The organism is Gilvibacter sp. SZ-19, from assembly GCF_002163875.1.
In the GTDB taxonomy this organism is placed as follows: Bacteria; Bacteroidota; Bacteroidia; order Flavobacteriales; family Flavobacteriaceae; genus Gilvibacter.
Genome location: NZ_CP019333.1, coordinates 2,016,876 through 2,039,553 on the forward strand (window position 1 = coordinate 2,016,876; position 22,678 = coordinate 2,039,553).

The 22,678-nt window shown below is 44.7% G+C and carries 19 protein-coding genes; 4 read left to right on the forward strand and 15 right to left on the reverse strand.

Going from position 1 to position 22,678, the window contains the following annotated elements; translation table 11 throughout:
- Nucleotides 1-24: 24 nt before the first annotated feature.
- The 5 genes from BTO09_RS09370 to BTO09_RS14625 all read right to left on the reverse strand — a co-directional run bounded on the left by BTO09_RS09370 (nt 25) and on the right by BTO09_RS14625 (nt 4,815).
- Nucleotides 25-519, reverse strand: a complete 495-nt coding sequence (locus tag BTO09_RS09370) for a hypothetical protein (protein WP_087524522.1) — start codon at nt 517-519, stop codon at nt 25-27.
- On the reverse strand, nt 516-1,007 hold the full coding sequence (locus BTO09_RS09375) for a hypothetical protein (protein ID WP_087524523.1): 492 nt from the start codon (nt 1,005-1,007) through the stop codon (nt 516-518). The genes BTO09_RS09370 and BTO09_RS09375 overlap by 4 nt, the downstream gene beginning before the upstream one ends.
- 18 nt (nt 1,008-1,025) lie before the next feature.
- On the reverse strand, nt 1,026-2,717 hold the full coding sequence (gene lysS, locus BTO09_RS09380) for a lysine--tRNA ligase (RefSeq protein ID WP_087524524.1): 1,692 nt from the start codon (nt 2,715-2,717) through the stop codon (nt 1,026-1,028).
- Nucleotides 2,718-2,783: 66 nt separating this feature from the next.
- Nucleotides 2,784-3,677, reverse strand: a complete 894-nt coding sequence (locus BTO09_RS09385; protein WP_087524525.1) for a thioredoxin family protein — start codon at nt 3,675-3,677, stop codon at nt 2,784-2,786.
- A 103-nt stretch (nt 3,678-3,780) separates the two neighbouring features.
- A complete protein-coding gene (locus BTO09_RS14625; RefSeq protein ID WP_157663477.1) occupies nt 3,781-4,815 on the reverse strand; it encodes a response regulator transcription factor in 1,035 nt (344 codons plus the stop codon).
- A 113-nt stretch (nt 4,816-4,928) separates the two neighbouring features.
- Between BTO09_RS14625 and BTO09_RS09395 the strand changes: the two genes are divergently transcribed.
- Genes BTO09_RS09395 through lipB form a run of 3 tightly spaced genes read left to right on the forward strand, consistent with a single transcriptional unit; the run spans nt 4,929 to nt 6,578 of the window.
- Nucleotides 4,929-5,087 carry a YqaE/Pmp3 family membrane protein gene (locus BTO09_RS09395; RefSeq protein ID WP_087524527.1) on the forward strand — a complete coding sequence of 53 codons (159 nt, stop codon included), beginning with the start codon at nt 4,929-4,931 and terminating at the stop codon, nt 5,085-5,087.
- A gap of 11 nt (nt 5,088-5,098) precedes the next feature.
- A complete protein-coding gene (locus BTO09_RS09400) occupies nt 5,099-5,848 on the forward strand; it encodes a hypothetical protein (protein ID WP_087524528.1) in 750 nt (249 codons plus the stop codon).
- Nucleotides 5,849-5,858: 10 nt separating this feature from the next.
- Nucleotides 5,859-6,578, forward strand: a complete 720-nt coding sequence (gene lipB, locus BTO09_RS09405; RefSeq protein ID WP_304441015.1) for a lipoyl(octanoyl) transferase LipB — start codon at nt 5,859-5,861, stop codon at nt 6,576-6,578.
- Here the strand turns inward: lipB and BTO09_RS09410 are convergent, their stop codons facing one another.
- The 3 genes from BTO09_RS09410 to BTO09_RS09420 all read right to left on the reverse strand — a co-directional run bounded on the left by BTO09_RS09410 (nt 6,579) and on the right by BTO09_RS09420 (nt 11,317).
- Nucleotides 6,579-8,105, reverse strand: a complete 1,527-nt coding sequence (locus BTO09_RS09410) for an OmpA family protein (RefSeq protein ID WP_087524529.1) — start codon at nt 8,103-8,105, stop codon at nt 6,579-6,581. It abuts the gene before it with no gap.
- A gap of 101 nt (nt 8,106-8,206) precedes the next feature.
- A complete protein-coding gene (locus tag BTO09_RS09415) occupies nt 8,207-10,639 on the reverse strand; it encodes a hypothetical protein (RefSeq protein ID WP_087524530.1) in 2,433 nt (810 codons plus the stop codon).
- Between the two features lie 78 nt (nt 10,640-10,717).
- On the reverse strand, nt 10,718-11,317 hold the full coding sequence (locus tag BTO09_RS09420) for a ribonuclease HII (RefSeq protein WP_087525539.1): 600 nt from the start codon (nt 11,315-11,317) through the stop codon (nt 10,718-10,720).
- A gap of 57 nt (nt 11,318-11,374) precedes the next feature.
- Between BTO09_RS09420 and BTO09_RS09425 the strand changes: the two genes are divergently transcribed.
- Nucleotides 11,375-13,399: a putative porin gene (locus BTO09_RS09425; protein WP_087524531.1), complete on the forward strand. Its 2,025-nt coding sequence runs from the start codon at nt 11,375-11,377 to the stop codon at nt 13,397-13,399.
- Between the two features lie 3 nt (nt 13,400-13,402).
- Here BTO09_RS09425 and BTO09_RS09430 read toward each other — a convergent pair whose 3' ends face one another.
- The 7 genes from BTO09_RS09430 to BTO09_RS09460 all read right to left on the reverse strand — a co-directional run bounded on the left by BTO09_RS09430 (nt 13,403) and on the right by BTO09_RS09460 (nt 22,639).
- Nucleotides 13,403-15,064, reverse strand: a complete 1,662-nt coding sequence (locus tag BTO09_RS09430; protein ID WP_087524532.1) for a hypothetical protein — start codon at nt 15,062-15,064, stop codon at nt 13,403-13,405.
- 10 nt (nt 15,065-15,074) lie between these two features.
- Nucleotides 15,075-15,614 (reverse strand): hypothetical protein, encoded by a 540-nt coding sequence (locus tag BTO09_RS09435; RefSeq protein ID WP_087524533.1) that lies wholly within the window; start codon nt 15,612-15,614, stop codon nt 15,075-15,077.
- Nucleotides 15,611-16,861, reverse strand: a complete 1,251-nt coding sequence (locus tag BTO09_RS09440) for a DUF6638 family protein (RefSeq protein WP_087524534.1) — start codon at nt 16,859-16,861, stop codon at nt 15,611-15,613. Before BTO09_RS09440 ends, BTO09_RS09435 begins: the two co-directional genes overlap by 4 nt.
- On the reverse strand, nt 16,861-18,825 hold the full coding sequence (locus BTO09_RS09445; RefSeq protein WP_087524535.1) for an AAA family ATPase: 1,965 nt from the start codon (nt 18,823-18,825) through the stop codon (nt 16,861-16,863). Before BTO09_RS09445 ends, BTO09_RS09440 begins: the two co-directional genes overlap by 1 nt.
- Nucleotides 18,826-18,828: 3 nt before the next feature.
- Nucleotides 18,829-19,881 (reverse strand): hypothetical protein, encoded by a 1,053-nt coding sequence (locus BTO09_RS09450; protein WP_087524536.1) that lies wholly within the window; start codon nt 19,879-19,881, stop codon nt 18,829-18,831.
- A 51-nt stretch (nt 19,882-19,932) separates the two neighbouring features.
- A complete protein-coding gene (locus BTO09_RS09455) occupies nt 19,933-21,279 on the reverse strand; it encodes a microtubule-binding protein (protein WP_087524537.1) in 1,347 nt (448 codons plus the stop codon).
- Between the two features lie 217 nt (nt 21,280-21,496).
- Nucleotides 21,497-22,639: an acyl-CoA dehydrogenase gene (locus BTO09_RS09460; RefSeq protein ID WP_087524538.1), complete on the reverse strand. Its 1,143-nt coding sequence runs from the start codon at nt 22,637-22,639 to the stop codon at nt 21,497-21,499.
- Nucleotides 22,640-22,678: the final 39 nt, after the last annotated feature.

Genomic DNA, 22,678 nt, shown 5'->3' on the forward strand with positions numbered 1-22,678 from the left:
TCAAACGCTTTTGTTTTCTTTAAATTATGAGATCGGGATATTGGCCTCTAAAAAAATAGCACGAGCGAATTCGAGATCTTCAATACCGCCTTGGTCTTCTGGTCTTAAAATAATGTAATGCCTTCTGACCCTACCTTTCTTGTTGCGGTAATAGACCACCAAATGCTTATAGGCTTTTTGCATGATGGCTGGCCTTACCTTGATCTTTAAAACCGAATTTCGAGGTATTAGTTGTTGGTGCACGATATCAAAATGTGCATAGACCCAAGCAATGATATACAACACAAATGCGACTACAAAACCTATGTGGATCAATTCCGACTCCTCTAAACTGGCAAATTGTAAGAGAATATAGTAGACCACTAAGCCACCAACAGCAACGGCGGTCCATAGTGGAGAGATCACGCTATAAGCGGTGTCTATATCAAAGAGCTCCTTCGGATCGCTACTTTTGTTGAATACCAGACGGTCTTCAAGTACGTGACAAAATCCTTTCTGTGTGGTGAAATAGTTATTCATCGGTCCTGAAGGAATCCACGAGTTAGAAGTAGTGATTTGGCTTGTTTGATCACCGCTATATCTTGAGATTCGAAAGGTCTCATGCAAATGAATCTGCGTTTTTTGTTGCCGTTCTCATCTTTAAAATGAAAGACAAAATACCCTTTTCGCTCCCCTAGTTTTACCGTTTTATACTTTACGTAGAGTAGATTTTCTAATGGGATCAGATTGGTTTGAGAAACTCCGTGGTCATAAAACCAAACAAAGACCACCAAGGCCAGTATCATTAAAAAGATCGGTGAAAAATCATCAAAAGGATCTCTAAAAGCAAAAGCAAGTACAAAGGCAAATACAAAGGTGATAGGGATCAGCTTAGCAAATACAAAGTCCGACGGTTTTACAGCCGGCATTTCAAAGCGTTCTTCTGGGTTCGAACTTTGGTTAAAGACGATCTTATCGTCCATGACATGGCAGAGTCCGCCGTCGAACTCAAAAACAGGGTGATCCATACGGGAAGATACAAAAATCTACCCGACGAAATGCACGTTTAAGGCATCCGCAGTTTTCTCAACTTTCGCTATACCGTTCTTGGTAAGTTCTTTAATGGCCTTGTCCCATTTTTTGTTTGAAAGCCCAGCCTGCTCCTTTAAATCTCCCAGTGGAAGTGTCTCGGCTTTGCGAAGCAATTCTAAAATTCCCTTGGCCTCATCGGTCAAAGCGACTTGTTTCTTCTCGGGTTTCATTTGCGGGAAGAACAACACCTCTTGAATAGACTGGTTGTTGGTCAAGAACATGATGAGTCTGTCCATTCCAATACCCATACCAGAGGTAGGAGGCATACCGTATTCTAGAGAACGTAAAAAGTCAAAGTCAATGAATTCCGTCGCCTCGTCGTCTCCTTTTTGGGCCAATTTAAGTTGATGCTCAAAGCGCTCACGTTGATCTATCGGATCGTTCAGCTCCGAATATGCATTAGCGATCTCTTTACCGCAAACCATGAGTTCAAAACGTTCGGTAAGTTCCGGATTTTCCCTATGTGATTTACAAAGTGGACTCATCTCTTTGGGGTAGTCGGTAATGAAGGTCGGTTGGATGTAGTTGCCTTCGCACTTCTCACCAAAGATCTCGTCTATGAGTTTTCCTTTACCCATGGTTTCATCAGTTTCAACGCCAAGTTCTTTACAAGCCTCGCGGATCTCTTCTTCTGACTTTCCGTAAATATCAAAGCCGGTATGCTCTAAAATGGAATCGCGCATACTGATGCGTTTGTACGGTGCTTTAAAATCTACCTCATACTCCCCAAAGGTCGCTTTGGTGGTTCCGTTCACTGCCATAGCACAGTGCTCCAGAAGCTTTTCGCAGAAGTCCATCATCCAGTTGTAGTCCTTATAGGCCACATAGATCTCCATGGCGGTAAACTCCGGATTGTGGGTGCGGTCCATTCCTTCGTTGCGGAAGTTCTTGGAGAATTCATAAACGCCATCAAATCCACCAACAATAAGACGTTTTAGATACAGCTCGTTGGCAATTCGCATATAGAGTGGAATGTCCAAACTGTTGTGGTGGGTTATAAATGGTCGAGCCGCTGCGCCTCCTGGAATCGGCTGCAGAATCGGAGTCTCTACTTCAAAATATCCAGCCTCGTTAAAGAACTCGCGCATGGCATTGAAGAGTTTGGTGCGTTTCACAAAGGTTTCCTTAACCTGTGGATTCACCACCAAGTCTGCATAACGCTGACGATAACGTTGCTCTGGGTCGTCAAACTTATCGTAAATGACCCCGTCTTTTTCTTTAGGTAGGGGAAGCGGCTTTAAAGCCTTGCTCAGAAGCACAAACTCCTTCACCATTACTGTTTTTTCACCAACTTGCGTGGTAAAGAGCTCTCCGTGGATTCCAATAAAGTCACCTATGTCGAGCAGCTTTTTATACAGTTCGTTATAAGCAGTTTTGTCTTCTCCGGGGCAGATCTCGTCCCGGTTAAAGTATACTTGGATACGACCGTCAGCATCTTGAAGTTCTGCAAAGGAAGCCTTGCCTTGAATTCTTCTAGACATCAATCGCCCAGCAACAACAACCTGTTTACCTTCTGCAAATTCCTGTTTAATGGTTGCAGAAGTATGGTCAACGGGAAACTCCGCTGCCGGATATGGGTCTATCCCTAAGGCTTTTATCTGCGCCAGCTTCTCGCGGCGCACCAGTTCTTGCTCAGACAATTGCATGCTAAAGAATTTAAGAGGCAAAATTACAGTTTTTGCCTCTATTATTAAATTCTTCAGGGCAGCAATTTATTTCCCTTCTTTGGCAGTCTTAATGCGTTCAAGTGCTTGGGTGTAATCGGCTATCTCTGGTTTAAGGCTTATAGCTTTGCTGTAAGCGACTAAAGCCTCTTCATACATTTCCAGTTCTTCGAGTTTTTTACCCAGGCGATAATGTACTTGCGCTTCGTTGGCAAAGAGCAGGCTGTTCAATTTAAGCACACTCAAGGCCTGTTGCTCTTTATTTTGGGTGCTGAGCACATAGGCCAAGGTATTGAGTTCATAAAAAGAAGAGGTCTTATCACTGAATTTAGAAGCGAGCTTTTTCAGCTTTTTGTCTGATAGGCCTCGATCCTTGTCATTAGAAAGTTGGCTGCCCAAAGCGTTCGCGATAGGATACTGCGGCCTGTAGTTTCCTTCTATAATGGCGAGCAGATCTGCTTCCAGACTCACTATTGGGTCTTCAACGATTCGGTTGATCTCTTGCCCGTTCTTATAGACGATTATTGTAGGGACACGATGAATATTGCGACCTAGTGTTTCTCTATTGGGCCCTTGTTTGTAAAATTCCCCATCACCGCGGACAGCGATCATTTTTACATTTTCTTTAGGCATATTAAGCGCACCAAAGAGCTTAATTAATCTGGGTATTTCGCGTTTGCTGTCACCGCACCAGGTTCCCATATAGACTTCTATCTGGTATGCTGTTATAGTTTCGCTAAGCTTCTTTACTACGCTTGCTTCGGGCTGGTAAAGGTCGTAGCCCTTTTGGAACCAATCCACAAATTGCGGTCTGTTTAGATCGGCCATTTCGAAACTCCCCCAGAGCACTTCCCGGCCCTTGGTGTCGGTTATAAGATTGCTGTTATTCTGGGCCAAACTAATACTCGTTAAGAGCAATAATAAGAGGGTGATTTTTTTCATGCTGAATTGTATTTGTTCAGCAGCGAAAGTGATTAAAAGGCTAGCCTTTAGGAAAGAATTCCCGTTGGAATCGGGTACTAGACCCCCGTTTGATATTTTATAACTACCTGATAGTAAGAGACTTTATTTCGTCTCTAGAAGTGACTCCCAATTTGCGGTATATGTTGTTTACATGGGATTTTACCGTGCTGTGACTGATAAATAATTCGCTCGCGATCTCTTTATTGGTCTTGTTCTCTTTAATGAGTTGCAAGATTTTTTCTTCCTGAGGCGTGAGCGCTGCTTTGATCTTTCCAGGGCGTTTGCGTCCGTAGAAATAACCAACCCCCATCAGCAATAAAACCAAAACACCTCCACCTAAATATAAGTTTGAATGATCTACTGCTTCTTCCATTTTGGCCAAGCTCTTGTCTGCTTGAAGCTCTTTAAAGTATTGCTTACTAGTGGCAGCCTCCGGATACTGATCTTCTAAACGCGTCTTAAGGGTATCGTAGAAATCCGTTTTATTTAAAGATCTTAAATGATGATCGTAAAATATGGTGCTTCTATCGGTCAGGGTGGTGTAAATATAGAGTCCCACCAGAGGGTCTTGCTCAGCCCCAAACTCGTGTAGGCGTTTGGTCCAAGTGTCGAGCAAGTTGTTTACAGCAGTTTCAGAGCGCAGACCTACAAATTCGTACTTCATCGCCTCCATGATAGAATCTACCTTAAGTAGGGCCAGGGTGGCTTCATTAGTGCTAATGGCCTCGCAGAAGATCTCATTGTCAAAACGCTGTGGCAGGCTAATACTGTCTTTATTGTTGGCAATGATGATCATGGCCTTGCTATGCTCACAATTGCCCGTAAAATGATTCAGGTCTTGCTCGTAAGAGGCACAACGATCTACATGAATGCGGTAAAGTTTATTTGCTTCGGATAGGGAGTTTCCGCTAAAACGAAATATGCCCAAACTATCTAAAGGCACACGCTGGATGAGTTGCTCGTTAAAAACCCCATTGAGTTTGCGATAGTCTTTGATCTCTGATAGATAGGCCTGTCCATTCCAATCGCTAGGGTCTACTTGACCTTCAAAGACATATTGCGACAAGGCCGATACTGGCAGCATCAAAAACAGTGCTATGAGTACAAAATACTTCACACTCAAAAGTAGGGAAAATGAAGCGTAGAAAAAATCCGCAGACCGCGGCGTAACACATTGCCGCCTCTGCCGTCCTATCTGTATTAATTAATGTATCTTTATCCTTAGAATTTATGAGCATATGGCGCGTTTTACTCAGTATCCTTTTTCCACCTTTGGCGGTGATCGATAAAGGCTGTGGGTCTATTGTAATCGTCTTAATATTAACTATTTGTGGATGGGTGCCCGGAGTGGTAGCCGCCCTTATCATATTAAATAACCCAGAGAGATAATCAGCAACACTATGAAACTATTTAGCAAATTGGCAATGCTACTGATCGGTTTGGTCATGATCAGCTGTAATTTTACCGAACAAATGACCATGAACGAAGACGGTAGCGGTCGCTTATCTGTGAACTTTGATGCTTCAGAACTGATGACCATGGCTGGAGACATGGGAAGTGGAGAAGAAGAAGGAGAGAAAGAGAAAGTAGACTCCATTATTGACTTTAAGGACTTTATTGAAGAGAACAAAGACAGTATCATGGCCTTACCGGCCAAAGAGCGCAATGAGATCTTGGCCATGGAGAACTTTAAGATGCGCATGCAGATAGACGAAGAAGAAGGTCTTATGAAATTCAACATCTTTACAGATTTCAAAGATGTGTCAGAAGCCAATAATATTAACGACGGGTTCAACAATCTCAATGGCATGATGAACTCTGGTGATCAAGGCGCTCAGCAGCAACCGGCCAAGAACGAAGAGAATGTCAAGGTGAACTACTCCTTTGAGAACAACGTTTTCAAAAGAGATGCTTATATAGTCGATGCCGAAAAATACCAGGTTCAAATAGACAGTATGAAGAGCATGGAAATGTTCTTGAGTTCGTCTTCGTATAAGCTGGAATACACCTTTCCTAGAAGAATAAAATCGACCAATAGAGAGTCCGCAACCTTTAGTAATGATGGCAAGACTTTGTATTACTCTGTGAATTTTATGGAGTATATGAAAGACCCAGACCTACTGGACATTGAGGTTGTTCTAGAAGACTAAAAGGCAATTGATGGCCCTGAATAAGAAAATACAATTTGAGGATCTCGGCAGGCGAGACTACAAAGAGACCTGGGATTATCAGGAAGAACTCTTTCAGCAGATCTTGGACATCAAGATCCACAACCGCCGCCAAGAAGATGACAAACCCACTCCTAACTATTTGTTGTTTGTAGAGCATCCGCATGTCTACACCTTAGGCAAAAGTGGTGACTTTGACAATCTGCTCATTCCAGAGGCGCAATTGGAGGCCATTGACGCTAAATTCTATAAAATAAACAGAGGTGGCGATATAACCTACCACGGACCTGGTCAGGTGGTAGGTTATCCCATACTCGATCTGGAAAACTTCTTTACCGACATTCACAAATACCTGCGTTTGCTGGAAGAAATGATCATTCGTGTTTTAGCAGACTACGGCCTAAAAGGCGAACGATCTCAGGGCGAGACAGGGGTTTGGCTAGATGTAGGTACACCTTTTGCTCGCAAGATTTGCGCCATGGGCGTGCGTGCTAGCCGTTGGGTAACCATGCACGGTTTTGCCTTTAACGTTAATGCGGACTTGGGTTATTTTGACCATATGATCCCTTGCGGGATAAAAGACAAGGCAGTCACATCTCTAAATGTAGAACTCGGGCAAACCGAGGTCTCCATGGAAGAAGTCAAAGCAAAACTCAAACAATACTTTGCCGAGCTTTTTGAGGCGGAATTCGCTGCCGCGGCACTCTCTTAATTACTCTTTAATAAAGACCACACGTCTGTTCTTGGCTTTTCCCTCCGCAGAGCTATTGTCTGCAATTGGGTCTTGCTCCCCTTTACCATCTGTGCTTAGTCTAGATCCATCTACGCCGTAGATACTTACCAAGGCTTGTTTTACCGCTGCAGCGCGTTGCTTAGAAAGGCTGAGGTTGGTATCGTCGTTCCCGTCGCTATCGGTGTGCCCAACTATTTTTAACTTCATGTTCTTGTCTTGAGCCAAAACCTGAGAGATCTGTTTGATGATGCCATAAGATTGTGGTTTTATGCTTGCTGAGCCCGAATCGAATAAGATACCGGAGGTGGAAACTTGTCCGTCATTGAGCAATGTACGCCTCAGGTCCAATCCGCCTTTGGCAACTTTGAAATTGCTTATAAAGAGTCGTTCTACCCCATCTTTAAACGTATGGATGTTCAATTTAACGCTATTCATAATTGCTGTTTCGGGTAGTGCTCTAGGTACATCTAAAAGCTTCTTCTGATTAACCCAAAGTCTAACCCTGCGTTTGTTCACTGCAATGGCGTAGTGGTGTATTTGGAGTTGCTCTTCGCGCAGTTCGGCCGCCAAGCCGTTGTTGATAGGGTCTTGTCCTTTAATACGGCTGTAAATTCGAGCTTCGTTTGCGGTATACTGCGGATAGCTCACAGATAATTCCACACGATTGTCGGTCTGTCTTAGGCCGTTATTTTCTTCTAAACTGATTCTGAATCTGGCGGTGCTCGATGTTTTTCTGCTAATCCCTGCAGTGCGCACATCGAATTCTATAGTGTATTCTTCCGGTAACGAGGTCACATCTGGGACAAAGAGCGTTCCGTAGCCCGAGCTCAGTTCTAGCCATTTGGTGCTTTCGTCACCAAAGGTAACTACCTCACCGCTGCCGTTGGTGTTCCATTTGGCTGGGAAGTCGCCAACAAAATCTGCAGCAAAATCATCGGTGAACAAGATCTCATCTCCAGGTACGAAATCGTATTTGGTGTTTATGGTGATAGGCGGGTCATTGGAGGATCCCTCGGTGTTCTCAGTTCCGCTGCCACTGCTTGTCTCGGTCTCGGAAGTAGGACCTTGAGACTCTTCTGTTTCAGAGGATTCCTCTTCGGAATTACTACTGCCAGCTAAAAGTACAGGAATAGTCTCCGCGCAATATCGGAGTGCCTTTTTTGCCTTATTGACCTGTAATACACCTTTGGCTTGTTTCAGTGCTCCGGCGCCATCTAGATCGGCAATAACATTGGGGGCGCTCAATAATAAACCGTCTACATCGTCCAGGGCGTATTCCAACACATTTATGTCGTCTTCACTTAAGGGCGTGCCATTTTCTGCATAACTCTCGTAGCGATAAACCTTGTCGTATAGGTCAAAGGATTCTCGAACAAAGCGATCGGCACTGCTTACACCTATGCTTCCGCGAGGTCTTTTGATCCGTTTTGTTTGGGCTTGTATGGTAGGGGCAAGAATTAGCAATAGCATACTGACGCATGCCAATCTGAGTACATTGGTTCTCATTGTCTGGCGGTTTAATTAGTTGACTTAAAGTTAATTAAAAAGCAAAACTATTTGTCCGAACAATGAAATTTCAGGGTTTTTCTTGTATCAATTCCTAGCGATTAGTACTCGTAGATGGTTAAGGTGTTTTGGTCGCTTTGGGTAAGTAAATTGGCACTTCTATTACGGTTTGCGTCCCCGATAACAGCAGCGGTGGTTCCATATACTGGGAAGTTTGGCAGCAGATCTCCGCTGTCATTAAAGACATAGACCTTTTTCTCCTGCAGGTCAGTTAAAGTAACATAGCGCTGTCTGCCCACTTGATGGATACTAGGCGGGCTGTAGACTCCATAAGGCAGTTCGTAGAGTCGGCCATTTATCCGCAGTAAGTTTTCATCTAAGGAAACCTTGGTTTTACCGCTAATCACCAGTGAGAACCCTTGGGCAACTCCTAGGTCTTTTCTGTTTATCCCACCACGAGAGTCAATACTCACCTTGGTTTTATCTCCAGATAGAAAAACAAAATTCCCTCCTTCTTCAAAAATTGGCGAAGTGCCAAACTCAAAGCTGCCGTTCACTTTCACCCGGTCTTTCCCCACACGACTCTTAATAAGTAGTCGTCCGTCCGAAAGCGGGAAGGTGAGATAGTCCTTATTGCCTATTCTCAAATGCTGCGGCGCCATAGCTAAAGTAGTAGGAGCCTCTGTAAAGCTAAAGCCCTTCACGATCTTCGCTTGGCTGTCATACATGAGAATCTCTTTGTCTTGGACCACAACAAAACGGTATTTGCGGTTGTTGTCGTAATCAAAAACGGCCAAGGGTTGGGTGACTTCATCTCTAAACTTGATAGGGAAGGGACCTACGTCATCTCCGTTTCTATCTATAATATAGAGTCTACTTGCTGTTGCAAATGCCAATTGTAGCTTGCCGTTTCTAAGTAGGTCAACCTCTTGGATCTTCCCTAAAATGGGTTCGTTTAGTTTTCGGGTCCAAAGGGATTTACCATTGTAGGCCAACAAATGCAAGTTGTTCTCCACATCTTGATATACGATATCCTTGCCTTTGGTTCTGTGGTTGGTAAACCACTGCGGAGTCGATAATGGCGGTAGTTTAAGCGCAATGCTTTTGAGTTCTTTAATTCCGTCGGAGCTTTGCTTAGTCTGCGGAAGTACCGTTTGCCCTTGTATATACAAAACCCCGTCGGTAGCCGTATACTGTAGCCCCATAAGCTGATGCGTCTGATCTGCGTTCGCAGTCGCTTGCATTCCAAAAATACCAGTACTGCTACCCAAGTAGGCATTCAATCTCTCAGGTTCTCCGAAGACTCGAAGATGCCCCGCATCACTAAGGCGCTGATCAATTCCTTCATAATCTGCTCTATTGGCAATAGTCGCCTGATTTCTAAAACTGCTTATAACAGCTTCTCCTGCTGTAATTTCTTCAGGAAATAGGTAATAAGCACCTAATTTAAAATAGGTGGTTGCGGTCAACTGCTCAAGCTCGGGAATTCCAACAGTTTCGAACTTCAAGCTATCTGTAAGCGCATAGCGTTTAATATCTCTAAAACGATCTGAAGCCGAGCTGTAGGTATTCAATAACTCTTGCATATTGACAGTGTCCAATGCCTTTAGGGCGAAGACCTTGCCCGCGGCAGTTTCCATAAACCCATAACTGCTGCTGTTGTCGAGGAGTTGACCGCTCAAGGATGTCGCAGCTTCGTTTTGAAGACTGTCTACAGGACGTCTATAGCTGCGTTCTAGGAGAAAGGCAGCGTTTGCCGGCGCGATCTCAGTAAGTTCAAGCGCGGTTGGGGTTCCAAAATCGTTTTTACTCCAAACAGCCGTACTGTCTTTGCTTTGTCCAACTCCGTAGAAACCAAAAGCATCTGGCTGCAGTTCAAGGGAAAGCCCTTTCCAGCCGCTTCCCAACTTAAGTGAGCTCCCCAGACCGTCTTTGATAAATATTGCGGCTTTTTCGGTATTCAAAGAAGCGGCAAGCTTATCGAGTTGTGTGATATTCTCTCCTGGGCCAGCGAGATTTAGGCTCAAGCCATTGGTACAGTTTGCAGCGAGTAAAACACCTGCTTTGAGTTGTAAATACAAGGGGCCTGCAGCTGTGTTTATTTCAAGTTTTTGCTGCGGATCTTTCCGTAAGGCCTGTAGCCAAGTTTCGCTAGCGGTACTATCTGCCACAACCGGGTCGGCCACTTTGGTGATCAAACTAATGTGGGGCACACTATCAGTGCTTGGAGATAGCGCCAACCAAGTCTCGCCTTGGAGGTCTAAGGTGTCAAAACGAGCAAAGAGCGCAGCAATTCCCGGCAAACTGTCGGAGGTCTTTAATCCGCGAAGGAAACTGTTATTCTCCAGTTCGCTCATCATGTCTTTTGGGTCATGACTGCGAATTATCAAACTCGCATCGGCAGGTAAATAAAAACTCAGTTTACCGTCAAATTTGCGCTGCGACTCACAAGCAGACATCAGTAATATCAAACCTATGATCAGGCCAAATTTGGTCCCAGCGAAAAATTGAAAATATGATTTGTGTTGCCCCATCTTGTTAAACAAAAATACTAGGAATTGCAACGCAAAGAAAACAGACTTTATTCTGTTTATCGAAAGGTTTTTAACAGCCTAAAGGTCTAATTTGAGTTGTTCTGGTAAAAGTTTAAAACTCATTCTGTGAAAAGGGGTGCTACCTAGCGCTTTGATCGCTGCCCGATGTGCTTGAGTAGGGTAACCTTTGTTGGCATTCCAGGCGTATTCTGGGAATTTTTCATGCAATTCCAGCATGATATCGTCTCTATAGGTCTTGGCCAATACAGAGGCTGCTGCTATGTGTAAATAGCGGCCGTCTCCCTTAATTACACATTCATGCGGAATCTCGTCTACAGCTTTGAATCGGTTGCCATCTACGGCAATGAATTCGGGTTTAGGGTCTAACTGAGCAATGGCGCGCTGCATGGCTGTAATGGAGGCGTTGAGGATGTTGATCTTATCGATCTCGTCCATCCAAACATGGCAGACCGCATAGCTCAAGGCCTTTTCTTCTATGATCGGGCGGAGTTTTTCGCGTTGTTTGTGGGTAAGTTTTTTTGAATCATTCAGTGCAGGAAGTTTAAAATCATCTGGTAAGATCACCGCTGCTGCAGTTACGGGGCCCGCCAAACACCCGCGTCCGGCTTCGTCGGTTCCGCATTCCAACAGGGTTTTATGAATTTTTAACTTCAGCACAGACAAATTTAAGATAAGAATAGCTCGAAAAGTATAACTTTGCGTGCAACTACTGGAATGAAGCGCAGATTTTTTTTATTGCCCGCAGATCGAAACGGATCTATTTTAAGTGTACTGGTTGTGCTGATGCTCTTCGCAGGTCTTAGCCCTGCCTTGGGACAACGTACCGGAGTTCCCTTTAATCAGCAGGGCAATACAGACGGTCGCAACAACAATCAGGGCGATGCCTTTGACAACAATATTACCAACCCCACAGACCGTCCACCTATAGATCTGTACAAGATCATTTCGGTAAAACGAGACACCACAAGCTTAGACACTACCTTGACCTTGGCCAAGGATTATAAATTCAACTATCTGCGCAAAGACGATTTTGAACTCTTACCCTTTGCCAATGTTGGGCAGACCTATAACAGTTTAGGTTATGACTTGACCAAAGTGAGCTTGGCTCCAGAGTTTGGGGCAAGAGCCCGTCATTTTAATTATATGGAGATCGAGGATACCTACTATTACAGTGTGCCCACTCCGCTAACAGAGCTGTATTTTAAGACGGTATTTCAACAAGGACAGCAGTTAGATGCTTTCTTTACCATAAATACGCAACCGAATCTCAACTTCTCTATCGCTTACAAAGGTTTGCGCTCTTTGGGTAATTACCAGAGCACTTTGACCTCTACCGGAAATTTTAGATTCACCACCAATTATACATCGCCTAATGGACGATATAGGGGGCGTGCTCATATGGTTACTCAAGATCTTCTTAACAACGAGAACGGCGGGATCCGAGATGATTTCATTCCGATATTTACCTCAGGCGATCCCGAATTTGACGATCGTGGCCGTGTGGAGGTAAATTTTGAAGATGCCGAAAATATCTTGGTAGGCAAGCGCTTTCATTTAGATCAAGATTACGCTTTGATCAAACCGGATTCTACCCAGACCAACACCTTGCGCGTGGGTAGTATAGTGAGTTTTGAGGACAAGTATTTTGAATATTTTCAGGAAGCTCCTTTTGATGGCTTCGGACCTGCATACGAATCGACTAACCTGCAGGACCGCTCTACTTTAGAAGAGTTTTACGCCGAAGGAAACCTGCAGTACAAGAATCCTGTAATTGGAGATATGCGCTTCTATGCGGGCTATACCAATTTTAATTACGGTTATGAACGGGTGATCTTTTTAGACAATCAGACCATCCCAAATCGATTGAAAGGCGATTTTATCAGTGTGGGAGGTGGCTATGCAAAACGCTACAAGGGCTTTGATCTGGAAGGACGTATAGGAGTGAATGTCAGTGGCGATTTTGACGCGAATTACTTAGAAGGAAGCGCTGGCTACGCCATCAATGATAACAACAAGGTCCGTATTAGAGCTGCTATTACTTCTCGAGCCCCTAATTACAACTTCTTGCTACATCAGAGCGATTATATAAGCTATAACTGGCAGAATGATTTTGAGAATGTAAAGCAACAACAGTTTCAGTTTCTTTTAACCTCTGACAAACTTTTTGATGCCGAGGTGACCTACACCGGAATAGAGGATTATGCCTATTTTGATGGCGTAACAGTCACTTCGACTGATGGTTCTGAAAGCTATACCACGCCGCAACCGTTCCAGTTTGGCGGCCGTGTAGACTATTTAAAGGTCAAAGTATCTCGCGAACTGCGTTGGCGTAAGTTCGGTCTGAACAACACCATTATGTATCAGACCCTTTTAGACGGAGAAAGTGTATTTAAAGTACCCGAATTGGTGACTAGAAACTCCCTCTTCTACGAAGATGAATGGTTTGAAAAAGCGCTCTTTGTCCAGACGGGTGTGACTTTGAAGTACTTTACCTCTTACGAGATGAACCGATATGATCCTGTGCTTGGAGAGTTTTACTTGCAGAACGAGCAAGAATTTGGCGGTTTTCCGCTGATCGATCTGTTCTTTAATGTAAAGGTGCGTCAAACAAGAGTGTACTTCAAGTACGAACACTTCAATTCACTCTTCAGTTCCAACCCGAATTACTTCGCAGATCCACAGAACCCATATCGGGATGCCGTGATCCGTTTTGGATTGGTGTGGAATTTCTTGTTGTAAGGTCTACTGAATAGTATCTCCCGGTACAGTTACGCGTTCGCTATCTATAAGTAAACTATCGGTAGTTTTCTCCTGTTGAAAGTCCAAGTCCTGATCTGGATACAATTGCTGATCGGTCAAGTTCTCGTCAGTTTTCCAAGTTTCTCCCAACTGCTCTAAAATGGCATCACCCCAAGTAAGTGGCTTTTTAGCATCTATCCATACCACATCGCGGTAATCGGTGTCTATAAGTGCTAGATCTGGTGTAGCTGCGCCATCGAACTTTTTGGAATCTTCTCGGGCAGAGGTCACGGTGGTGATCACAAACATGCGCTTGCGTCCTCCAATATATTTAATGAACGGTCTAAACTCTACCGGTCTGTTCACAGACCAATCGTATTCTTTACGAGATTCAATAACCTTAAGTGGCATGGCAGAAACGCCAGCCAAGCCTTCGTTTTTAGCAGCGTGGTTGTAGTAGAACAACTGATCTGTTCCATCCGCAGGGATCATCACACTAAAAGAAAGGGTAGTGCGCTCATGGCCAATTGGTTCCAAACCAAACCAGTGGTAAAGCCCATCATAGGCGCCCACACTCATGCCTTCCCAATTGAAATCGGTAACAAAAGGCTGCTGATTCTGATCGGCTTCCAGATCCGGGATCTTAACCGCTGTCTTCTTGTTCCAAGGCAGGGGGTCGGTAAATCCGCCTAAGAACTGCAAGGATTGTGCTTGCATACGAGAAACTTTCTCCGCTAAGATGTTTTGTCTTTGCAGGTAGGGATAATTCTTGGTTTCCTCTGGAGAATAGTAGGTGCCCTTTCCGATAAGGATGCGCTCTACATAGTCGCCAAAATCGTGCTCTCCCGGTTCAATGACCATAACTCCTCCATAGGTCGGGTAGGGGAAAAAGAATCCCTTCCATTTAATGAGGCTCACTACCTGCACCCATTTGCCATCGTCGTTCTTCATGTAAAACACATCGCTCGGCTCGTAGGTAAAGAGCTTAAAGAATCCGAAGCGTTGCACCACTGCATTATAAGTGTTTCTACTCCAAGCCAAGGACTCACCAATAGAGAAAGTGATCTTTACCCTATTGTCATCAGAAAAGCGCGGAAAAGGTGTGGTGGAATCTACGTTAAAGAGTTCTTCGGTATTGTCATTAATGCGCTGCCAAATGTATTCCTCTGCTGGCTGTACGGCCATGGTCCATTGGTTCTTGCCATCTACACGGACCAAATGTGGCAAAGATACCTCTTGCGTTTCGCCTATAGATTCATAGGCCATGGTAACGATATTGTTGAACGGTTGAATGCGTTCGTTCTGGGTAAGCGGCAGTTCGTGGATCTCTATCTTGTTCAGGTCTGAGAATACATTGTAAGACTGCATGAACTGATACAAATTCAGGCTCCAACCCACATACCAAAGCAGTCCAAACCAGCCTAAGATTCCTGCAATATAGCCCAAACGCGCTCCTGTAGATGGAGAGCGTCTAAATCTTGAGAAAAGAAAAACAGTGATGATTCCACTAAGTAGTATCAAGAATATATACTTGCGCACAAACAGCAGTGCGGGTTGGTAATCATCACGCAGAATGAACAGCAATAGCAAAGCCACAAACCCAAGCAGAATTACAATTCGCTTCTGTTTTTTGCCTTTTTGCCAATATCTTTTGAGTCTACTCATGGTGTGTTAATTAGTTGATCATGCCTTTGTCTCTTAGGCGGTCTCTAGCGCTTTTTTTAGGCGCTTCTGGGGCTGCTTCTGCTTGTTTTTCAGGTTCTGCTTCCGTGGTTTCTTGAGTGGCTTCCTGCGCTTCTGCTTCTGGCTTGCCTTCTGCCAGATCTTCGATAAAGTCTTTGCCTTTCTGCACCGCTTCTATTAGGTTTTCCTTAGAAAGGCCTTCTTTGGTAACAAAAAAGGCAGAAGCGATGTAGGTCCCTGCTAAGGTCCCAACTATGGCGCTCACAAAATACTGCACCACGAATAGGTTCAATGGGGTCACCAAGGTGATCACTACTAGGCCCAGTAAAAAGCCAGCGGTGATCCATACCAAGCGCATCAAAAAGGGTTGCAGGTATAGAAAACCTTTTGGGTTGTCCGGGGCCATTTGCAGTTCTTTGCTGTGGGTGATCTTGTTCACCAAACGGTAGAACTTATTGTTCTTGGATTCGCGCCAATAGGCTACTATTCCAAAGAGTATGGCGGCTATAAATACAATGATCTCTATGGTCATAACTTAAATTCTTTATTGCGTTCTTTGATCCGCTCAATGATCCAATCCTGATAAGATTCATCGTATTTTGGGAATAGCTCGTAAAAGCTTTCCTTATCAAACCAGTAAAGGGCCACAGGGTCTAGCGGCATTATTTTAACCAGCAGCTTCCAGATCAAAGCGCGGTGCTCATCTTCTATAGAAGAATGAGGTTCGTGCAAGGCCAGAAAGATGCGGTAATCTACCAGGTCCTTGCGTTTGAATTGATTGCTCTGTGCGATCTTCTCATTATAGATCTCCACCCCGCTAATAAGTTTGCGCTCGTCTGGGCTTAGGGTGTTGAAATAGCGTTTGTACAAGAATTCGTTTTCCAAGATCTCTGCCATGGGGTGCTCTGCATCTTTGAGGTGTTCTACCAACAGATGCTTTTTGATCCGTGTATACTTCGGAGTGGTCTCGGCTCGTTTCAAGTTACATTCCACAATAAGATGATCTACCAAGGTCTTGTGCAGCTCTTCGTGCTCCTTGTGGAACAACATTACTTCGTGCGTAGTGTTGCTTATAGACTTTTTAAAGGTTTCCATGGATTCAAATACCATGATCTCTTTGATAAAATCTCGCAGCACAAAGACACCGCCAAAAGCTTTGGTGTAAAAGGAATTCACTTCTACACTGATAGGCTCCAGATGCACTTTGCGATCTCTTAGATCACCGTAGGCTAGCGCAGAGGCCAATAGCTTTTTATGGATATCTCTGTGGAAGAAGTTGTTGCCTTGGTTGTACTCTTCTATAAGCGCCATCTGTTCGGCCTTGTTCTTGTCCAGATCTCCGCTGATCTTAAAGTGAACACTGACCTTTTCTATCTTAAGCAGATCAAAAGACTCGTAATAAGTATCCAATCCTTGGTCTACATGCAAACAAATGGCCGAATCTTTAGTAATGTCTTTGATCTCTTTCTGATAGGCCGTAAAGACCGCATACATCAGATCTCTGTCAAAACTGTGGAACGGTCTGTAGATGGGCTGGTCGAACTGCTCCGGAGATAGGATGATCCCGTAAGAATTCGCATCGCCTAAGTTGAGGTAATAGTCGTCCTTAAGCTCCGCAGCAACCTCAGGGCTCCAACCTAAACCGTCTATCTGAAAGCGTTTGAGCTTTACAGGTTTAATTCCAAGCATGGCCAAACAGTCGTTGTAGCGCGCCACCAATGGTCCGGAAACCGTGGTCAAGCCGCCGCCAAACAATCCTGCCTGTTGTAATTTCTCCATTAGTCCGTGCCTTTTTCAAACTGCTCACGAGCCTCCATTTGGATGTTGAGCTCGTTAACACGCTGTTCTACTTTACGCTTAAAGTCAGTATCGGCAATGGTAGCTACATTGTCTAAATAGCGCACCACTTCTTGTCTTCTGATGTCTGAAAAGTCCAAGCCTTTCATGTTCTGTTTCATCAGATCTTGCAGCATGGCGTATTTGGTATCGTAATCCTGCTTAAAATACAAGCTCGGATCCTCGAACCACTGCTCGGGCAAATCAAAGTCCGTCAGGCGCAAGGAAATAGCAGATTGTATGTTTCTGATATCTCGAGAGGAGAAGAACGGAAAGCTTTCTTGGATCTTCTTGTAGAGCTCCGCATAGAACATATGCTTGTCATGTGCGTGTTTGGATTCTACTTGTTCAAAGATCTCCAGAACACGCTCTTCACTAGGGCGCTCTGCATGCTTTAAGATCTCGCCCAAATTCTTTGCCAATCCTTGGTTGGCCAAGTATTCGTATTGCTCCGGATCTTTCATGTTCACAAAGCCCGGCATGGTATCGTTAAGTTTGCTCCACCACAAATAATCCTGATCCACAAAGTCTGGAATAGTTCTGGCACCGTCAATTTTAAAACGGGCCTGTACCCTTGATATCACTGCCTTGTCCAGCATCTCCGGCAGGTTGGTAAACAGTCCAATAGCGCTGTTTCCGTAGTTTACCGCATAGGCTCCTTCTGTATAGCGCAAGAACACACCAATCACCTCTTTTACCCCTGCAGAAACTCCCTGAGCGGTACGCTCTTGTAAGTTGTTCTCCGCATCGTCAATAGGGGCGAAGATCAACTTGGTCGGGTCTTGCATGGGTTTCATCCACTGCACCATTTTCTCTGCGGACCCTCCTTGAAAAGTAGAGATCAGCGTATCTGGCATGGGGTGGAATAAGAATGGTATCTCCAAAACCTCACAGTATTCTTTAAGGCGCGTCGCCATGGCTGCGATAAGCATACTTTTACCTGTACCTGGAATTCCGTAGCCCATAAAAACCGGCATAAAGCCACCAAGCTCCTGAAACGGATTCTTCTTGGCTGCAAAGTCATAGCTCAGCATGCGTTCTGTCAAACGGCGTGCAAAGTGCTTGGCATCGCGGTTACCAACTATCTGCTCAAACTTGATCTTATTGAACTCCACACTCTGGGCAGTGCCTTCAAAAACATTCTCCCAACCCGAAACAGCAAATTCGCTGTTTTCTAATTTGTAGGTTCTGTCGGTAATGGTCTCGGTATATTCTAGAGAACTAATGCGGAGTTGGATCTCACTGATCAATCCCTCAAAATAAACCACCGTAAAATCGATCACATCTTTGTCTGAGGTGATCATCTCCGGATGGCTCAAATACTTGTCAAAGTAAAAGAGCATACAGGCAATTCCTTTAATAGGCGAAGCCAAAGAGACCTCAGGAATTCCAGCGAATTTATTTTTCAGCACAGTCAGATCATCAGAAGCATGTGGCTTGAGATCAAATAAGGTTTTATATGCTGTTCCATAGAGCATAAAAGCCGTAGCCGTGTGCATCTTGCTGTCGTATTCTCTGCGGCGTGAAGCGTCTAAACTGCTGCGCTGCTCCTGCATGGCAGAAAGACCGCTGGCATCAGAGTAAGCGTCCTTCAACCAAATACCCATACTGAGGCCTTCTTGCAGCGCCATAAGGGATTGGTTCAGAGCCAAAGGAATCGCAATAGAATCATTCAGCAAGCGCTTTTTAAGCCCTAAAATGGTCTTAGAAACAGAAGTAACGTCGGTTTTGCCGTTTCCCGTCGCTTTAGACAAATAGAGCAAAATAGAATCGTCTTGCCCGTCCTTGTTTCGGTTCTTGGCTTTCATACCCTGTTCCCACTGGACACCCTTTAAGTAAGACGCTGCTTCTTCGCGCAGGGCTTCCAGTTCGTTCTTCTTGATGGGGAATGTGGTATTGTGCTCCATATATTAAAGGTTAACCGCGGGGATCTCTATCGGGTTTTGTGTTAGTAAATTCAATTCGTCCGGAATGTCGTTGTACAAGATCTGCAGGGTCCGGTGCGGTGCAAACAAGAGTCTTTCGCGTTTGGGTTCGCTCCAAATTTGAAAGTGCTGCTTGTTAAACAGGCTGCCTTCTTTAAAGGTGCCTTTAGATTCGATCTTTGCCGATCTCAGCGAGAATGCAAAGTTCGAAAGGTCCAGGTCTTTATTACCTATCGCCTTGAGCAAGCTGTGCGTTATGGCCAATTCGTCTTTGGCAAAGATGCTGTGCAAAGGCCCGAGGTCTATCAACTTTAAGCTACGCGGATACAATTTTGGCAAACGCTTGTCTATGGCATATGCCATCATCTCTACATCCATGTTGCGGTCTGCAACCTTTTCTAGGGCTTCATAGATCTCTGCCTGATAATCTGCCACGCTGGTCTTGTTCACGTCAAAGTACATATAGCCTACAAAGGGTCTGTTCAGAGTCACATCGTAAAAAGACCAACTCACCAAATTGCGACCAATGGTACGGTCGTTGGTGCGAACTATCTTGCCTTGCACAAAGCGTCTAAAGATGTAATTTCGGTCTACTGAGGTATAATATACTATAGACGCAGCCTGATGCAATTTCTTATCTGCTACTGGCTTTTTGTGTTTTAAAAGTGTGTCTAAGAACTCGTCTTTAAGCTGTTGGGCCGGAGGCAATTTCTCTATGAATTCTTGCTTTAAGGCCAAGTCGTTCAACAGGTATCTGAACTCCAAATAATTCGGGAATCCAGACTCTGTCAAATCGATCCGCATCTTTTCTTCATCATCAAAAAGGTATTTCACGCGAAAGGCCTCCAAGCTGTAGAGCATGAGTTCACAATACTGTGAAAGGAACTCCAGTTCTCTTGCTGTGCAGATGTCTTTTTGTTTTAAGGCATCTACCAGTGCATTGAATCCGTGTTTGACCAGTTTAAAATACGCCTTGTACTGTTCTTTGGTTTCTAGAACAGCAGAATCCAAGGGGGTAACTATGTCATGTAAGCCCATAAGCTCGCGCTTTCACGTGAAAAGTTTAATGATTAGATATGGCTTCGGATTTTATCCGAGCAAGTCGTCGTCTGCAGGGTCAGGAGTAGGAGCCGGGTCATCGCCTCCACCGTCACCGCTAGGTGCAGGAGCATCATCTGTAGCGTAATAGTCCTCAAAGATCTCCTTCATGTCAATCCCGTAACGGTTGGCAAAGTCCTTTTGGATCTCTGCATCCTTTTTACGCAACTCTTGCAAAGCTTCAGCATAGGAGCTGTATACACCCTGCATCACTTTCTCGTGAACCGGGATATTGTCCATCATCTGCTGACGTGCTTTGGCAGAAGCCGTGTGCATTGCTGCAAGGGTCTGTCCTATGTGCTCGTCTGTCTTTACACCTAAGTGCTCTAAGATGGCCGCAAACTCCTGATCGGTTCTCGCTTTAAGTGCCACAACATAACCGTCATAGTACTTTAAACGCTCATCGGTATCACTCTTAAGCTTCGCTCTGTGCGACTGTAAATTGCTGCGCAGGGAAGTCAATACCTTGATGGTCAGGTTGTGCTTGTGTACAAAGCTGTCCTTAGAAGCGGCAAGGGTAGTGTAGGCGTTTTTAAGGCCTTCCAGTTCTTCTACCTTTTGTTCCAGCTGGGTGATCTTGGCAATAGCCTCTGAGTATTCTGGCGATTGCTTATCGGTGATCTCTTCCAACTCTTGACGAGCTTGCTTTAAAAGGGCGTATTGCTCTTCGAGTTTTTCTTCGGTCTCTTGCTTTTTCTCCAAGGCCTTGTTGTGGTTCTTGGAAGCTTCTACGATAGCCACTTGCAGTTTTTCTTCTACCTCTTTGATCTCTACCTCGCGGTTCTTCAATCGGGTAACTGCAGCCTGACTTTTATAGGAAAGCTCATTGAGTAAGGTTTGGATGTCTGCGTTCTCAATACGCTCCTGGAACATTTGCTTGGCACGCAGATCGGCAGCATCACGAGCCTTTTCTGCGGCTTTGAGTTCCTCTTCTTTACGTTTGATGCGCGACTTACGTCCCCAGAGGTTGTTCCACCAGTTGTCCTTGACCTTTTCGGCTTCTTCGAGTTCGATCTTGGCTTTGTTAAGCGCATTCTGAGCTCTGTCGATCACCTTTTGCTCCTCGGCATTTAGGGTCGAGAACTTCTCGAAGATGATTCCAACTTCGTCTTGGTAATCGGTAAGATCTTTGATCGCCTCCAAAAGGGAACTGCGATCTTTCTCTGCCATACCTACCACATCATCCAAAGTGGCATTGAGTATCTTTTGGCGAACTTCCGGGTCGTCCTCCTGGGCCAGTTTGGCCTTCATTTGGTCCATGGTTTTACCCCAGTTCACATCTACTTTCTCTTGTGCAGGGCCAGAATCGGTCTCTAGTAAGTCAAAATCGTCAGACATAGTACGACTATAGTTTTAAGGTTGCTAAAAATTTTGGAGTATCAATTTCGGTAAAAAAAACGAGTTAAAAGAACTCATTTTGGAAAAGCTTACGACTATTAGTCTTAAAGCCGTTAAAATTGTTACAGATCGCAACTATAGTGTGCCATTTGGGCAATTTGTATAAAAAAACCCCGAGTGTAAAACCCGGGGCAATTTTTCGGTGGCTAATTCGAGATTAATCTTTCAAAACACTTCTGGAGATCACGATCTTCTGGATCTCGCTGGTTCCCTCATAGATCTGTGTGATCTTCGCATCGCGCATAAGGCGCTCTACATGATATTCTTTTACGTAGCCGTTTCCGCCGTGTACTTGAACGGCTTCTACAGTTACTTCCATGGCTACTTGAGAGGCGTATAGTTTGGCCATTGCACCACTTAGGTCGTAGTTGTGACCGTTGTCTTTGTCCCAAGCTGCCTTCATTACCAAATGACGCGCGGCTTCGATCTTAACGTGCATATCTGCCAATTTAAAGGCAATGGCCTGGTGGTTGCAGATCTCAGTTCCAAAAGCTTTACGCACTTTGGAGTATTCCTTTGCCAACTCGTACGCGCCTTGAGCAATTCCTAGGGCTTGAGCGGCAATACCAATGCGCCCCCCGCTTAGGGTCTTCATGGCGAATTTGAATCCGAAGCCATCTTCACCAATGCGATTCTCTTTAGGAACCTTTACATCGTTAAAGATCAAAGAGTGGGTGTCGCTTCCGCGGATACCCAGTTTATCTTCTTTAGGGCCGATCTCAAAACCTTCCCAACCTTTTTCTACAATTAGCGCGTTGATACCGCGGTGACCTTTGTCACGATCTGTTTGTGCAATGACAATATAATAGTCTGCGCTGCTACCGTTGGTGATCCAGTTCTTGGTACCGTTAAGTACGTAGTGATCGCCCATGTCTATTGCAGTGGTCTTTTGAGAAGTCGCGTCAGATCCTGCTTCTGGTTCGCTCAAACAAAAAGCGCCCAAAGCTTCTCCGCTGGCCAATTTCGACAAGTATTTTTCTTTGTGCATATCACTTCCAAAAGCTTGGATCCCGTAACACACCAAAGAGTTGTTGACCGACATCACTACAGAAGCAGAAGCATCTATCTTACTGAGCTCTTCCATAGCCAACACATAAGAAACAGTGTCCATTCCACCTCCGCCATAGGCTGGATCCACCATCATTCCCATAAATCCGAGTTCGCCCATTTGTTTGATCTGGGCGGCAGGGAATTCTTGTTTGTTGTCGCGTTCAATTACTCCGGGGAGGAGTTCATTTTTTGCAAAATCACGGGCCGCATCGCGGATCATTTCGTGTTCTTCGGTTAAGCTAAAATCCATGGAAGTCAGTATTCTTTAAATTATTCTCAAAAAAGGTAG